The sequence below is a fragment of the Litoreibacter meonggei genome, from assembly GCF_003663885.1.
In the GTDB taxonomy this organism is placed as follows: Bacteria; Pseudomonadota; Alphaproteobacteria; order Rhodobacterales; family Rhodobacteraceae; genus Litoreibacter; species Litoreibacter meonggei.
The window spans coordinates 818239-832545 of the sequence record NZ_RCCE01000001.1; the positions used below are offsets into that span (position 1 = coordinate 818239).

Annotated in this window: 15 protein-coding genes; 2 read left to right on the top strand and 13 right to left on the bottom strand. The window is 59.7% G+C overall.

Going from position 1 to position 14307, the window contains the following annotated elements; translation table 11 throughout:
* Positions 1–60 precede the first annotated feature (60 nt).
* The 9 genes from BCF46_RS04080 to coxB form a co-directional block, all read right to left on the bottom strand.
* Entirely contained in the window at positions 61–645 is a 585-nt protein-coding gene (locus tag BCF46_RS04080; protein WP_121021947.1) for a GNAT family N-acetyltransferase, read from the bottom strand.
* Positions 645–1904 (bottom strand): M16 family metallopeptidase, encoded by a 1260-nt coding sequence (locus BCF46_RS04085; RefSeq protein WP_121021949.1) that lies wholly within the window; start codon positions 1902–1904, stop codon positions 645–647. The genes BCF46_RS04080 and BCF46_RS04085 overlap by 1 nt, the downstream gene beginning before the upstream one ends.
* On the bottom strand, positions 1901–3289 hold the full coding sequence (thrC, locus tag BCF46_RS04090; protein ID WP_121021951.1) for a threonine synthase: 1389 nt from the start codon (positions 3287–3289) through the stop codon (positions 1901–1903). The genes BCF46_RS04085 and thrC overlap by 4 nt, the downstream gene beginning before the upstream one ends.
* 11 nt (positions 3290–3300) lie before the next feature.
* Entirely contained in the window at positions 3301–3975 is a 675-nt protein-coding gene (locus BCF46_RS04095) for an SURF1 family protein (RefSeq protein ID WP_121021953.1), read from the bottom strand.
* 85 nt (positions 3976–4060) lie between these two features.
* Positions 4061–4861, bottom strand: a complete 801-nt coding sequence (locus BCF46_RS04100) for a cytochrome c oxidase subunit 3 (RefSeq protein WP_121021955.1) — start codon at positions 4859–4861, stop codon at positions 4061–4063.
* A 25-nt stretch (positions 4862–4886) separates the two neighbouring features.
* Positions 4887–5483, bottom strand: coding sequence for a cytochrome c oxidase assembly protein (locus tag BCF46_RS04105; RefSeq protein ID WP_121021957.1), 597 nt, complete (start codon positions 5481–5483; stop codon positions 4887–4889).
* Positions 5483–5674, bottom strand: a complete 192-nt coding sequence (locus BCF46_RS04110; RefSeq protein WP_121021959.1) for a hypothetical protein — start codon at positions 5672–5674, stop codon at positions 5483–5485. Before BCF46_RS04110 ends, BCF46_RS04105 begins: the two co-directional genes overlap by 1 nt.
* A 5-nt stretch (positions 5675–5679) precedes the next feature.
* The gene (gene cyoE / locus BCF46_RS04115) at positions 5680–6618 is read right to left on the bottom strand and encodes a heme o synthase (RefSeq protein WP_121021961.1); all 939 of its coding nucleotides are present in this window, start codon (positions 6616–6618) and stop codon (positions 5680–5682) included.
* Positions 6619–6680: 62 nt separating this feature from the next.
* On the bottom strand, positions 6681–7571 hold the full coding sequence (gene coxB / locus BCF46_RS04120; protein WP_121021962.1) for a cytochrome c oxidase subunit II: 891 nt from the start codon (positions 7569–7571) through the stop codon (positions 6681–6683).
* A 161-nt stretch (positions 7572–7732) separates the two neighbouring features.
* On the opposite strand from coxB, the gene tldD reads away from it, so the two are divergent.
* Positions 7733–9163 (top strand): metalloprotease TldD, encoded by a 1431-nt coding sequence (gene tldD / locus BCF46_RS04125; protein ID WP_121021964.1) that lies wholly within the window; start codon positions 7733–7735, stop codon positions 9161–9163.
* Between the two features lie 178 nt (positions 9164–9341).
* Positions 9342–10469, top strand: a complete 1128-nt coding sequence (gene dprA / locus BCF46_RS04130) for a DNA-processing protein DprA (RefSeq protein WP_121021966.1) — start codon at positions 9342–9344, stop codon at positions 10467–10469.
* Here the strand turns inward: dprA and BCF46_RS04135 are convergent.
* The 4 genes from BCF46_RS04135 to BCF46_RS04150 all read right to left on the bottom strand — a co-directional run bounded on the left by BCF46_RS04135 (position 10466) and on the right by BCF46_RS04150 (position 14278).
* A complete protein-coding gene (locus BCF46_RS04135; RefSeq protein WP_121021968.1) occupies positions 10466–11293 on the bottom strand; it encodes a DMT family transporter in 828 nt (275 codons plus the stop codon). The two genes, dprA and BCF46_RS04135, sit on opposite strands and share 4 nt — an antisense overlap.
* 165 nt (positions 11294–11458) lie before the next feature.
* The gene (gene groL / locus BCF46_RS04140; RefSeq protein ID WP_121021970.1) at positions 11459–13102 is read right to left on the bottom strand and encodes a chaperonin GroEL; all 1644 of its coding nucleotides are present in this window, start codon (positions 13100–13102) and stop codon (positions 11459–11461) included.
* Between the two features lie 72 nt (positions 13103–13174).
* Complete coding sequence (locus BCF46_RS04145) at positions 13175–13462, bottom strand: co-chaperone GroES (protein WP_121021972.1); 288 nt, start codon at positions 13460–13462, stop codon at positions 13175–13177.
* A gap of 147 nt (positions 13463–13609) precedes the next feature.
* Positions 13610–14278, bottom strand: a complete 669-nt coding sequence (locus BCF46_RS04150; RefSeq protein WP_121021974.1) for a DUF2161 domain-containing phosphodiesterase — start codon at positions 14276–14278, stop codon at positions 13610–13612.
* Positions 14279–14307 lie beyond the last annotated feature (29 nt).

Here is a 14307-nt window from a genome sequence, read left to right on the forward strand (position 1 = left end):
GTGCAAAATCAAATGGTCTTCATCTTGGTAAAAATATTCAAAGAGCCCACGCCAGCGCCGCTAGCCAACATCCGTTTTACCCCGACGGTCGCCGCGCAAATTGGCGAACAACACGTGATTGCGCCAGCGCCCGTTGATTTGCAAATAGCTCTGCGCCACACCCTCGTATTTGAAACCCGATTTCTCCAGCACCCCGCGCGACGCGGTGTTTTCCGGCAGGCACGCCGCCTCGACGCGGCTCAAATCCAGCGTCGTAAACGCATAATGTACCAGCCCGAGGATGGCTTCCTGCATATACCCGTGGCGCGCAAAGTGCTGGCCCATCCAGTAGCCCAACGTCCCCGCCTGCGCAGGGCCACGGCGGATATTGTCCAGGGTAATTGCGCCCAGCAACGCCTTGTCTTCGCGTCTCTCCAGAAACACCGGAATGGCATTGCCATTATTCACGGAGCGCTGCGCCCAGTAGACGCGGTTGGTAAAGCTTTTCCGGGTCAGATGATCGGATGCCCAAGATGGCTCCCAAGGGGTCAGAAATTCGATCGACGACGACCGAAGCGCCGCCCATTCGCGAAAGTCACCGTGCTGGGGCAAGCGCAACGCCATCCGCTCCGTCTCGATACGGACTTTACGTTTGCGCCCAAGCATCACGCGGCAAGCCTACGGGCGACATGGGCCAGATCGCGGGCTTTTTCCACCGGACCATACAGGGCCATCGCCGCCTCGGCTCCGGCCAGTTTCTCCGCGAAACCGCGTACCTGTGCGACATCGACCGCGTCGATCTTGGCAATGGTCTCGGATAAGGGCGGCACGCGGCCCCAGATGCCGACCAGCCGCGCCAGACGTTCCGCCCGCGACGACGGGCTTTCCAGCCCCATCAGCATGCCTGCTTTCATCTGCACACGCGCGCGGTTCACTTCCGCCTCGGACATATCCCCCGCGGCGCGTTTCAACTCGTCCACCGTGATATCGGCCAACCCGGCGATATCGTCGCCGGAGGTGCCAGCATAGACGGTCATCATACCGGTATCGGAATAGCTGCCGATAGAGCTGTAGATCGAGTAGCACAGCCCGCGCTTTTCGCGCACCTCTTGGAACAGGCGCGAGGACATGCCGCCACCGAAAGCAGAAGCAAAAACCTGCGCTGTATAGAAATCATCATCACGATACCCCGGCGCTTCGAGCGCCAAGGTGAAATGCGCCTGCTCCAGCGCTTTTACTTCGCGCCGCTCGCCCGCGGCAAAACTGGCATGTTCCGCGGTCAATGCGGCCCCTGCCGGCATGTCCCCGAACATGTCTTCAGCCATGCGCACGATCTCGTCGTGATCCACCGCGCCTGCCGCCGACAGGATCAGGTTTTGCGGGCCGTAATGCTCCGCCACAAAGGCAGACAGGTCGGCGCGGGAGAAGTTCGAGACCCGCTCCGTCGGCCCCAAAATGGTGCGCCCGATGGGCTGTTCGGGGTAAGCCGCTTCTTGCAGCCAGTCGAAAATCACATCGTCGGGCGTGTCCAGCGACATGCCGATTTCCTGCAAAATCACGCCGCGCTCGACCTCGATCTCGCGCGGGTCGAACACCGGATGGCGCACGATGTCACCGATCACATCCATCGCCAGCGGCACGTCGTCTTTCAGCACGCGGGCATAGTAAGCCGTCACCTCGCGCGAGGTGTAGGCGTTGATGTAGCCGCCCACGTCCTCAATCGCCTCGGCAATCTGCAACGCGCTACGCCGCTTGGTGCCTTTGAACGCCATATGTTCCAGAAAATGCGCGATGCCGTTTTGCTCGATCCGCTCATGGCGTCCGCCTGCATTGACCCAAATCCCCACGCTGGCGCTTTCCAGCGAGGGCATATGTTCGGTGACGATGCGAAACCCGTTGGACAGGGCTGTCAGTTGCTGCGTCATGCGTTGATACGCTCGCGGATCAGCGCTTTGATCTTCTCGATGTCATTTGGCAATTCGGTCATGCGCTCCTCGCGCTCGAACAGGTCCGACATACGGTCGGGCAAGCCTGGATGGTGGCCGGACGCGGCTTCCACGGCGGCCGGGAATTTCGCGGGATGCGCAGTGGCCAGCGTGATCATCGGGGTTGCGCCCAGATGGTCCATCGCCACTTTCACGCCCACGGCGGAGTGCGGGCAAAGCAGCTCGCCCATCGTCGCATTGGCACGGGTGATCATGGCGGAGGTTTCCTGCTCGCTGACACGACCCGACGCATAGGTTTCCTTCAACGCCTCGTAGGCGCCTTGGCTGACCTTGAATTCGCCGCTGGCTTTGAGTTCGTCCATCTGGTCCGACACCGCAGCACCATCTTGGCCATAGGCGTAGAACAGCGCCCGCTCGAAGTTTGACGACACCTGAATGTCCATCGACGGGCTGATCGACGGCTTCACGCCATCGGTCGTATAAGCGCCCGTTTCCAGCGTGCGGTGTAGGATGTCGTTCTGGTTGGTGGCGATCACCAGATCGCCGATAGGCAATCCCATTTGCTTGGCGATATAGCCCGCGAAGATGTCGCCAAAATTGCCTGTCGGCACGGTGAAGTTGATCTCGCGGTCGGGCGCGCCGAGGCTCACGGCAGAGGTGAAGTAATACACCACCTGCGCCAACACCCGCGCCCAGTTGATCGAGTTGACCCCCGCAAGGCGCACCCCGTCGCGGAAATCGAAATCGTTGAACATGTCCTTCACGGCGGCTTGGCAGGTGTCGAAGTCACCTTCGATAGCCAAGGCGTGCACGTTGTCCTCGGACGGCGTCGTCATCTGGCGGCGCTGCACATCCGAGACGCGGCCTTGCGGAAACAGGATGAACACATCGACCGCATCCAGACCACGGAACGCCTCGATCGCGGCGGAGCCCGTGTCACCGGAGGTCGCCCCCACGATGGTTACCCGCTCGCCGGAACGTTTCAATGCGGCCTGAAACATCTGGCCGATCATCTGCATGGCGAAGTCTTTGAACGCCAAGGTCGGGCCGTGGAACAGTTCCAGCAGGTAGTGGTTTGACCCCAACTGCACCAAAGGCGCGCGGGCGTCGTGGCCGAAGCCAGCGTATGCTTTGGCGATGATCTCGCGGAACTCGGTATCGGTGAAGGTGTCGCCAATGAAGGGGCGCATCACGGTGAAGGCCACATCCTCGTAAGAAGCCCCGCGCATGGCGCGGATGGCGTCATGGTCCAGCGTCGGAATGCTCTCCGGCAGGTATAATCCACCGTCGCGGGCAAGGCCGGTGAGCATGGCCTGCTCGAATGTCAGGACAGGAGCTTTGCCGCGGGTCGAGATGTAACGCATGGGGTGTTCCTTCAAACGGTCCGCTGCCTGATACGCCAAAGCAAAAAGACTGTCATCCCAAACCATATCACTGCGAGCGAAAACCATGTGATCGCATAAGACAGGTGGTCATTGGGGATGCCAGCGCGGCTGACGGGGAGCGGGGTGATTTCGGGGGTGGCCGGCGTTGCAGAGCGCAAGATGAGCAAGACAGGCTCAGAGCCCAGCTTGGCGGCCATGCGGGCGACGTCGCGGGCGAACCAAATGTCACGCGCTTCGTCGGGGTCCGGCGTGTAGCTATCGACCTCTTGCGGCCAATGGATATTGCCGGTCACCGTCACCTCGCCCGTCGGGGGCTCTGGCAACATGTCGGCAATCGGGATGACGCCACGATCCACCATGATCGTGCGGCCTTGTGTCGTGAAGGGACTGATGATCCGGTAGCCCGCACCGACCTTCTTCTGGCTGACCAACACGCGGATGCGATCCGCACCGAATGTGCCTGTTGCTTGCACTGGTAGATACAGGTCGTCCTGCTTGCCCAGACTTGCGGGCAAGGCCACGGCCTGCGCCGTGATCCGTGCGTCGATTTCGGACAGCATCGCCTCTTTCCACGCAAGGCGCTTCACTTGCCATGTCCCGAGGCTCACCAGAATAGCGCAACCGATCAGGCCGAACAGCAAAGGCAGGATCATTCGTTTGGTCATGTCACCTCAATGAAGAAGCGCGAGGGTTTCCCCTCGCGCCAAAAAGTTTGTCTGCAAACTTTTGTCAATTTTCTGGGGCAGAAAATTAGCCGCCCCAGATGTAGACCGCTGCGAACAGGAACAGCCAGACCACGTCCACGAAGTGCCAGTACCAAGCGGCAGCCTCGAAGCCGACATGTTGTTCCGGCGTGAAGTGACCTTTGTAAGCACGGATCAGACAGACTAGCAGGAAGATGGTCCCGACCAGAACGTGGAAGCCGTGAAAGCCTGTCGCCATGAAGAAGTTGGCGCCATAGATGTTGCCCGAGAAGCCGAAGGCTGCGTGGCTATACTCATAGGCTTGGAACGCGGTGAACAACGCGCCCAATGCAATCGCGAGGATCAGACCGTTTTTCAGGTCTTTGCGGTTGTTCTCGTGGGCCAGCGCGTGGTGCGCCCAAGTCGCGGCGGCACCGGAGCAGAGCAGGATCAACGTGTTGATCAATGGCAGGTGCCAAGGGTCGAACGTCTCGATGCCTGCGGGTGGCCATTGGCCATCGACCGCAGGGCTTAGGGGGCCCATCGGGTACATGGCGTGTTTGAAGAAGGACCAGAACCAAGCCACGAAGAACATGACCTCGGACATGATGAAGAAGATGAAGCCATACCGCAGGCCGATACGCACCACCGGGGTGTGATCGCCTTGCTGGCCTTCGTCGACCATCTCGGACCACCAGCTGAACATGGTATACAGCACGGTGGCGAAGCCAATCGCGAACAGCCATGGGCCGCCGTCATGCATCCACAGCACAGCGCCGGTGAGCATAACGAACGCCGCGAGTGCACCGAGGAACGGATTAATCGACGGCGGCAGAATGTGGTAATCGTGGTTCTTGGCATGTGCCATTTTGTTGGGCTCCCTCGTGGTGGGCTTAGTTATATTCAGTTGTTTTTGCGGGCTGCTCGGGTGTCAGGGCCGCTTGCGCGCCCCCGTCCGGCAGGTCGATCTCGTAGAAGGTATAGCTGAGGGTTATTTCCTCGACAAACTTTGCGTCAGGATCGTCGACGATTTCCGGATCGACAAAGAAAGTCACGGGCATCTGGATGCGCTCACCGGGTTGTAAAACCTGCTCGGTGAAGCAGAAACACGCGATCTTGTTGAAGTAGCCGCCCGCGGTGAACGGGAAGACGTTGTAGCTGGCCTGACCTGCAATCGGGCGATCAGTCGGATTGTAGGCCTCGTAGAAGGCCAGACCGGTCTCGCCGATGCGCACGGTCATTTCGCGCTGCACCGGTTTGAACTCCCACGCCATGTTGGACGACAGTGACCCGTCGAAGCGCACGTTGATGGTGCGGTCCAGAATGACGTCGGAGTCTGCATCCGCCTGCGCCGTCGTTCCGCCATAGCCTGTGACACGGCAGAACAGATCGTAAAGCGGCACGGAGGCGAAACCGAGCGCGCCCATGGTCAGCACAACACCGACCAGCACCGCCATGGTGCGTTGCTTGGGATCGAGCTTGCGCGCCATCAGTTGCCGCCCTCGTCAGGGATCAGCGCCGGACGGGCCACGTGGTCATAGCCCTCGACGAAGCCGGTGTTTTGCACCTTCACCACGGTCAGCCCGAAGACGATGGCGACAAAGCCAACCAGCAGCAGGCCCACACCAAGGTTGCGGCCGAAGCGGCGCTTGTGCAGCTCATGTTCAACTCTGAGTGCCATGATTTCTACCAAGCCCCCATGCCGGCTTTAACCCAAACCGCTTGCAGCAGCAGGGCGCTGAAGCTGGCGAACAGATAGACGAGCGAGAAGCGGAAATAGGCTTTCTCGGCGGTATAGATATCAGCCTCGGCGTCGGCTTCCTCGCGTTGCCACAACTTCCACGCACCCCACACGAATTTTGCGTTCAAGTAGAGAGCCGCGGTCAAGTAAATCCAGCCACCGATGGAGGTGAAGGCCGCTCCGATGGCCAGCGGGGCCAGAAGCACGGCGTAGATGAAGATTTGCTTGCGGGTTTCGCGCTTGCCGTGGGTCACGGTCAGCATCGGCACGCCCGCATTGGTGTAGTCGTTGTTCATGAACAGCGCCAAGGCCCAGAAATGGGGCGGCGTCCACATGAACACGAGGCAGAACAGCAAGACACTCTCAAGCGAAACGCCGCCCGTAGCCACGGCCCAGCCGATCATCGGCGGGAACGCACCAGCCGCGCCACCGATCACGATATTTTGCGGGGTCCAGCGTTTCAGCCACATGGTGTAAACAACGGCGTAGAAAAAAATCGTAAAAGCCAGCAAGCCAGCGGCGACCCAGTTGGAGGCCAGCCCCAACATGGTGACCGAGATGAACGACAGCCACAGACCCAAGGTCAGCGCCTCGCCCGGGGCCACCTTGCCCGACGGGACGGGACGGTTGGCCGTGCGCTTCATGATGGTGTCGATGTCGTGGTCGTACCACATGTTCAGCGCGCCGGACGCGCCGCCACCCAAGGCGATGAACAGGATCGACACCATGGCGATGAAGGGGTGCACGCTGACGGGGGCCACGAACACACCAACGGCGGCGGTAAACACCACCAACGACATCACGCGCGGCTTGAGCAACGCCCAATAGTCGCCGAACTGGCCTTCGCCAGCAGTCGTCCCGATGTTTTGTGTCGCGTCAGTCATGTGGCGTTACACCCAAGAAAGAGAGGAAGCGGTAGGGCGGGGTTCACCCCGCCACACCTAAATTAGTTAGCGGAAGCAACCTGCACGGACAGGGGTGTCCCTGCAAATTCTTCGATCGCGCCTTCCAGCCATGCATCATACACCTCTTGGCTGACCACTTTCACGGTGATCGGCATGTAGGCGTGGGCTTGGCCGCACAGCTCGGAGCATTGACCGAAATAGATGCCCTCTTTCTCGGCCTTGAACCAAAGCGCTGCCAGACGGCCAGGAACGGCGTCTTGCTTCACACCAAAGGCGGGGATTGTCCAAGAGTGGATCACGTCCGCGCCGGTGACCTGCATCACGATGGTTTTGTTCACTGGAACGACGACGGAAGTGTCGGTGGCCAGCAGGAACTCATCCTTGCTGTAGCCCGCTTCGACCAGCTCGGCCTCGACGTCCGGTGTCAGGCGGTTTTCGCCAGCGCCAATCATGATGCTGTCAAAGCCAAAGCCGTGGTCAACATACTCGTAGCCCCAATACCACTGGTAGCCAGTGGCCTTGATCACGATGTCGCCTTCAGGAATGCGCTGTTGCTTGAACAGGACCGGAACCGAGAACGCGCCGATGATGACCAGAATGATCACGGGAACCATGGTCCAAGCCACCTCTAGGGTGGAATGGTGGGTAAACGTCGCCGCGTTCGGGTTCCGCTTGGCGTTGAAGCGATAGGCGCACCAAAGCAGCAAAGCGGTTACGAACACAGTAATCACGGTAATGATCACGAAGACAAAATGGTCCAGCCAATGCAGGTCGCGAGCCAGCTCGGTGACTGCAGGTTGAAAACTCAATGTCGTCTCGGCGTTCGGCTTGCCGACAATCTCCAAGTTCAAGTTCTCGAGTGCTGCTTGCGCATATGCGCCAGTGGCGGCAAAAAGGCCCGCAAAGCCAGCAAAAAGTTTTGCAATTCTCATCTGTTGTTCCCGTCGTTGTCAGGGCCATGCACTTTCGGCACGGCTCCCCCGCTTGCGTCTGGCCTGTGAGAAACCATATTACCATGCAAGGGGCAAGCGCAGACACGTTGAAAGCGCCACGATGCCGCACACAATTTTGCGCCAAATCAAGGGAATCACCAATGACCTCCGCTAACGCCGCCCCGTTCCGCCCGTTCGAGACCATGTTGGACCAAGACCGCGCCTTAGAGATTCTCCGTGCTGCGACCGCCGGAGCCGACGATGGCGAGCTGTATCTGGAGCGCAAACGCGGCGAGGTTTTCGCTTTTGACGACTGCCGCCTGAAAACCGCCAGCTACGACGCCTCCGAAGGGTTCGGCCTGCGCGCGGTGCGCGGCGAGACCGCCGGATACGCCCACGCCACCGAGATTTCCGAACACGCGATGATCCGCGCCTCTGAGACCGCCCGCCTTGCGGTCGGCGCAGGCGGCGGCACGCTGGCCCCTGCCCCCGCACGCACCAACCGCAAGCTCTATTCCGACATGGACCCGATGGAGGGCATCGCGTTCACCGCCAAGGTCGACACCCTGCGCGAAATCGACGCCTTTGCCCGCGCATTGGACCCGCGCGTGGTGCAAGTGTCCGCCTCGCTGGCCGCGTCCCATCAGGAGGTCGCGATTTTGCGGCCCGACGGCACCTTGGTCACCGATGACCGCCCGATGACCCGCATCAATGTCTCGGTGATCGCAGAAAAAGACGGGCGGCGCGAAAGCGGCACGGCAGGCGGCGGCGGGCGCACCATGCTGGACGGGTTGCTGGAGCCAGCGCATTGGCAGGGCCTGATCCGCGAGGCTTTGCGCATCGCGCTGGTTAACCTCGACGCGGTTCCAGCTCCTGCGGGTGTCATGGACGTAGTGCTTGGCCCCGGCTGGCCCGGAATTTTGCTGCACGAGGCCATTGGGCATGGGTTGGAGGGTGACTTCAACCGCAAGAAAACCTCCGCCTTTGCGGGGTTGATGGGGCAACAGATTGCCGCCAAGGGCGTCACCGTGCTGGATGACGGCACGATCCCCGACCGCCGTGGCTCGATCACCGTGGATGACGAAGGCACGCCTTCGGCCAAGAACACTTTGATCGAGGACGGGGTGCTTGTCGGCTACATGCAGGACCGCCAGAATGCCCGCCTGATGGGGGTGGAGCCAACGGGCAATGGACGCCGCGAAAGCTATGCCCACACACCGATGCCGCGCATGACCAACACCTATATGCTCGGCGGCGATGCGGAACCGGAGGCGATTGTGCGTGACCTGAAAGACGGGATTTACGCCGTGGGCTTTGGCGGCGGGCAGGTGGATATCACCAACGGCAAGTTCGTGTTCAGTTGCACAGAGGCCTACCGCGTCAGAAATGGCGTTGTGGGCGAGCCGGTGAACGGTGCGACGCTGATCGGTGACGGGGCGACTGCGCTGAAGCACATCCAAGCCATAGGCGACGACATGGCGCTGGACCCAGGCATGGGCAATTGCGGCAAGGCGGGCCAGTGGGTGCCGGTGGGTGTGGGCCAACCCACGCTGAAAATCGGCGGGCTGACAGTGGGTGGCTCGGCCACCTAAGCGAGTCGGCTTGAGGCAGGGATTTGCAATCCCTGCAACCTGTCCGATACGGCTTCTCTAGAATTTTAAATTAACTGTACTCAACAGCTTATCAGAAATATCTCATCTTATTGCCCGCATTCATTTTCCTTTAACTCCGTCGCGTCAAAGTGAGGCCACTGATTAGACGGAGCGAAGTATGGCCAGCGACCTGCTGTCTACCCCACCCCCCCTCGCACCCCCAAGACTACAGGGCGATGTGTCCGCTTGGCTCCGTCTGATCAGGTCTCACCGCGTTGGCGTGAGCACTTTTTTCCGGCTTCTGGATGAACACGGCACCGCCGAAGCAGCACTTGAGGCTTTGCCCGACATCGCCTCCGCCGCAGGTGTGGCGCGCTACACCCCCTGCTTGCCCGAGGTCGCCCAACGTGAGTTGGATCAGGGGGCAAAGCTTGGCGCGAAGCTTTTGCTGCACGGTGCGCCGGACTACCCGCAGGCTTTGATGGATTTGGATGACGCCCCGCCCCTGCTTTGGGCGTTGGGGAATGTGTCACTGCCAAACCGCGCCTGCATCGCGATGGTCGGCGCGCGCAACGCGTCCTCGCTCGGGACACGCATGGCGCAAGGCTTGGCCAACGATCTGGGCAATGCGGGCTACGCCATCAGTTCAGGTCTGGCACGCGGCATCGACACCGCCGCACATGTCGCCGCCCTGCCCCACGGAACCATCGCCGTCGTCGCGGGGGGACTCGACGTGGTGTATCCGCGCGAAAATGCCAAACTGCATGACGACATTGCCAAACAGGGCCTGATCCTGTCGGAGCGCCCGTTGGGACTGCAACCACAAGCGCGGGACTTTCCGCGCCGCAACCGGATCATCTCAGGCCTCGCGCGTGCCGTCGTCGTGGTGGAAGCCGCTGCCAAGTCCGGCAGCCTGATCACCGCGCGCAACGCGCTGGACCAAGGGCGCGACGTCATGGCGGTGCCGGGCCACCCGCTGGATGCCCGCGCCGCGGGGTGCAACATGTTGATCCGCGATGGGGCCAGTTTGGTACGCTCACCGCAGGATGTGCTGGCGGGGGTCGGCGCGCCGCACATGCGCGAAGCCCCTCGGGCTGCCGAACAGTTGGCCAATACACCCGTCCACCCTCATGGGCCGGCCCATGCCCAAATTCTCGGGCTGCTCGGGCCGGCACCTGTGGCGGAAGACCAATTGCTTCGCGATCTGAACGTCGATGCAGGCGCGCTTGCCCCACAGCTGACTTTGCTGGAGCTGGAAGGCAAGATCGAGCGTCAACCGGGCGGATTGCTGGCGCGGCTGAATTAGCGGGGTCTGCGTAACGCCATGGTGACCCCGCCAAGCACCAACACGCTGGCGAGGGCAAAGCGCAGTGTAAGCGCCTCTTCCAGAAACGCCATGCCACCTGCCAAAGCAATAACAGGCACCGTCAGTTGCGCTGTCGCCGCCGTGGTGGTCGGCAACAGTGGCAACACGCGATACCACAATGCATACCCCAGCGCCGAAGTGATAGCACCAGACGCCACCGCCGCGACATACCCCAAGGGTGCCCCGGTTGGCGGACCGAGCACCACCGCGACGGCGAGCATGAACAGCGCCGCGTATCGAAAGTTACGTTCAGTTCGCAACAACGGAGCAACCGCACCGCGCCCCAGCAATGTATAGACACCCCAGCCCACACCGGCAGCTGCCATCAGTAAAGCTCCCCAGATGTCGGGCACAGCCCCTCCAACCGGCCAAAGCAACGCGACAAGGCCCGCAAACGCGACACCGCAGCCTAGATAGCGCAGGAACGGAATCCGCTCCCCCGCGATCGCGGCGGCCGCGAACATGGTAATCTGGACGACTCCGAACAGGATCAATGCGCCGACACCAGCCTCCAACGTCGCATAGGCTAGTGAGAAGCCGAGCATATAAACGAGCAGCGATGCAGCGCCGATCATGCTGCCGGTCTCAGGAACAGGATTATGTCGGACCCACACCAATAGCATCAACATGAATGCACCACTCCAAAGGCGGAGCATGGCAAAACCCAACGGCTCCATTCCGCCCTGAGAGACACCTAGCTTGTTCAAGACTGAATTGGCGGCGAACGCCACCATGGTGAGGGCAGTCAAAAGGAAAAGACGCATGAGGGATGCTTAGGCCGAATTGGGAGCAATGGGAAATCAAGAAAACAAAAAAGGGCCGCCCGGCTGGGCGGCCCTGATTATGTCAGGCGGTTCGGCTTTCGGCAGCTTTTCTAACAGAAATGCGCCTGTTGCCGGATCGGCAGATTTTGCAGAAGCAAAATCAGCTTACATCATGCCGCCCATGCCGCCCATGTCAGGCATGCCGCCGCCAGCACCGCCGCCGTCTTTCGACGGTTTGTCAGCGACCATAGCTTCGGTGGTGATCAACAGGCCAGCGATGGAGGCCGCGTCTTGCAACGCAGTGCGTACCACTTTGGCAGGGTCGATCACGCCGAACTTGAACATGTCGCCATATTCTTCGGTCTGTGCGTTGAAGCCGAAAGTCGCATCGTCGGACTCGCGGATTTTGCCAGCTACGACCGAGCCATCAACACCGGAGTTCTCGGCGATTTGACGCAGCGGAGCTTCAAGAGCCTTGCGCACGATATTGATGCCAACCGTCTGGTCGTTATTCGCACCAGCCAACTCAGCCAGCTTTTTAGCAGCCTGAACCAGAGCAACGCCACCACCGACAACGATACCTTCTTGCACGGCCGCACGGGTCGCGTTCAAAGCATCGTCAACGCGGTCTTTACGCTCTTTGACTTCCACTTCGGTCATGCCACCAACGCGGATCACAGCAACGCCGCCTGCCAGTTTGGCAACACGTTCTTGCAGCTTTTCACGGTCATAGTCAGACGTGGTTTCTTCGATCTGCTGACGGATCTGGGACACGCGTGCCTCGATTTCAGCTTTCTCGCCAGCGCCATCAATGATGGTGGTCTCGTCCTTGGTGATCTGAACCTTCTTGGCAGTACCAAGCATGTCGATTGTCACGGACTCAAGCTTCATGCCCAGATCTTCGGCGATGACTTGGCCACCGGTCAGGATCGCGATGTCTTGCAGCATGGATTTGCGGCGATCACCGAAACCAGGTGCTTTAACAGCTGCGATTTTCAGACCGCCACGCAGTTTGTTCACAACCAGAGTTGCAAGGGCTTCGCCCTCAACATCTTCAGCGATAATCAGCAGTGGTTTGCCGGATTGAATGACAGTTTCCAACAGCGGAACCATTGGCTGCAGGGAAGAAAGCTTCTTCTCGTGCAGCAGGATCAGGCAGTCTTCCAGCTCGGTGGTCATCTTCTCTGGGTTGGTCACGAAGTAAGGCGACAGGTAGCCGCGATCGAACTGCATGCCTTCGACAACATCGGTCTCTGTTTCCAGGCCTTTGTTTTCTTCGACGGTGATAACACCCTCGTTGCCGACTTTTTGCATCGCGTCAGCAATTTGCTGGCCGATTTCTGCTTCGCCGTTGGCGGAGATGGTGCCAACTTGCGCAACTTCGTCGCTGTCGTTGACTGGACGAGCAGCCGCTTTGATCGCTTCAACGACAGTGGTTGTCGCCATGTCGATACCACGTTTCAGATCCATCGGGTTCATGCCAGCAGCAACCGACTTCAGACCTTCGCGAACAATCGCTTGGGCCAGAACGGTGGCAGTGGTGGTGCCGTCGCCGGCTTCGTCATTGGTACGGGAAGCAACTTCCTTTACCATCTGGGCGCCCATGTTCTCGAACTTGTCTTCCAGTTCGATTTCCTTGGCCACGGATACACCGTCTTTGGTGATGCGCGGTGCGCCGAAGGATTTATCGAGTACCACATTGCGGCCTTTAGGGCCGAGGGTAACTTTTACGGCGTCAGCGAGAATGTTGACACCTTTAAGCATCTTGTTCCGGGCTTCGGTGCCGAAATTGACGTCTTTAGCAGCCATTTGCATGTGCTCCTTTGAATTTCGTTACGTGTGCGAGATATTCTTAGGACAGGTTTGACCCCGCCATTTCCTTTAGGAAATGATGCCCAGAACGTCGCTTTCTTTCATCATCAGCAGCTCTTTGCCGTCGACAGTGACTTCTGTGCCGGACCATTTTCCGAACAGGATTTTGTCGCCCTTTTTGACGGCCATCGGGATCAGTTCGCCCGAGTCTTTGCGCGCGCCTTCACCAACGGCAACGATTATGCCTTCTGCTGGTTTTTCCTTTGCGCTCTCAGGGATGATCAAACCACCTGAGGTTTTCTCTTCTCCTTCAACACGTTCTACAAGAACGCGGTCGTGAAGCGGTGTTAATGCCATCTTTTGGTGCTCCTTAGCTCCAATGTTACTCCCAAGGCCCCGTTTGACCGGAGCCGTTAGCACTCATCCAATGCGAGTGCCAACGACGGTTAGCTAAGGATGCGCCTCAGGTGAGTCAACCGCTGCTTGCAAGAAATTTGCATGATTTCAGACTGACAGATCGCCATAGTCGGTTAGGCCTTTATGGCCCTGTGCGGATAAGGCGTAGATCCCCTTCTCCACCTTATCAAACCAGCCGTAATGGTTATCGCGCATTAACCGCGTCGCAGTGGGCACCTCGGCCCATGCCGCGACCTTTGCCCCCTTAGAGGCCCCATGCACCGCCAGAAATCGCGCGCAGCGGATGGCGTCTTGCCGGTAGGCCGTAATAAGCCCGTGCCGAGTGGCTCCGCCTTCATTGGGGTCACCGACCCGTCGCGCAAATTCTTTCAATAACCGACCCTTGCGCTTTTTCGATTTGCGCGGGGCGTAGGGCCCTGGGTCAGTGTGCACTTCCACCAGCTTGTCAGACAGGCGCACCGTGATCAGTCCAAGCCCCAGCCTGCGACAGAGTGCAGTGTTTTCCTTCAGTGCTTTTTGAAAAAGCTTTCCCGACTTGCGCGGCACCGCGAGATACACATCATCCGCTACGGACAGGCGTGCAACACCTTGATGAAACAGGCTTAGGGAGAACGCGGTTTTCAGCTCAACAATGACCGGATCATCACCCGTGCGCACGCCAACGACGTCGCATGCACCGATCTCGCCTTTCACCTCGTAACCCTGCCCCTCTAGAAAGGATTTTACAGGACCGTATAGCTCTGTCTCTTTGGTCATAACGTAGACGCTACACGGGCTACGTCACA

Excerpts from the sequence above, each read along its gene's own strand:
- BCF46_RS04110 (WP_121021959.1), bottom strand. The coding sequence starts at position 5,674 with ATGGCACTCAGAGTTGAACATGAGCTGCACAAGCGCCGCTTCGGCCGC.
- BCF46_RS04100 (WP_121021955.1), bottom strand. The coding sequence starts at position 4,861 with ATGGCACATGCCAAGAACCACGATTACCACATTCTGCCGCCGTCGATT.
- groL (WP_121021970.1), bottom strand. The coding sequence starts at position 13,102 with ATGGCTGCTAAAGACGTCAATTTCGGCACCGAAGCCCGGAACAAGATG.
- BCF46_RS04145 (WP_121021972.1), bottom strand. The coding sequence starts at position 13,462 with ATGGCATTAACACCGCTTCACGACCGCGTTCTTGTAGAACGTGTTGAA.
- BCF46_RS04095 (WP_121021953.1), bottom strand. The coding sequence starts at position 3,975 with ATGACCAAACGAATGATCCTGCCTTTGCTGTTCGGCCTGATCGGTTGC.
- coxB (WP_121021962.1), bottom strand. The coding sequence starts at position 7,571 with ATGAGAATTGCAAAACTTTTTGCTGGCTTTGCGGGCCTTTTTGCCGCC.
- BCF46_RS04150 (WP_121021974.1), bottom strand. The coding sequence starts at position 14,278 with ATGACCAAAGAGACAGAGCTATACGGTCCTGTAAAATCCTTTCTAGAG.
- thrC (WP_121021951.1), bottom strand. The coding sequence starts at position 3,289 with ATGCGTTACATCTCGACCCGCGGCAAAGCTCCTGTCCTGACATTCGAG.
- dprA (WP_121021966.1), top strand. The coding sequence starts at position 9,342 with ATGGCCAGCGACCTGCTGTCTACCCCACCCCCCCTCGCACCCCCAAGA.
- BCF46_RS04085 (WP_121021949.1), bottom strand. The coding sequence starts at position 1,904 with ATGACGCAGCAACTGACAGCCCTGTCCAACGGGTTTCGCATCGTCACC.
- BCF46_RS04080 (WP_121021947.1), bottom strand. The coding sequence starts at position 645 with ATGCTTGGGCGCAAACGTAAAGTCCGTATCGAGACGGAGCGGATGGCG.
- cyoE (WP_121021961.1), bottom strand. The coding sequence starts at position 6,618 with ATGACTGACGCGACACAAAACATCGGGACGACTGCTGGCGAAGGCCAG.
- tldD (WP_121021964.1), top strand. The coding sequence starts at position 7,733 with ATGACCTCCGCTAACGCCGCCCCGTTCCGCCCGTTCGAGACCATGTTG.
- BCF46_RS04135 (WP_121021968.1), bottom strand. The coding sequence starts at position 11,293 with ATGCGTCTTTTCCTTTTGACTGCCCTCACCATGGTGGCGTTCGCCGCC.
- BCF46_RS04105 (WP_121021957.1), bottom strand. The coding sequence starts at position 5,483 with ATGGCGCGCAAGCTCGATCCCAAGCAACGCACCATGGCGGTGCTGGTC.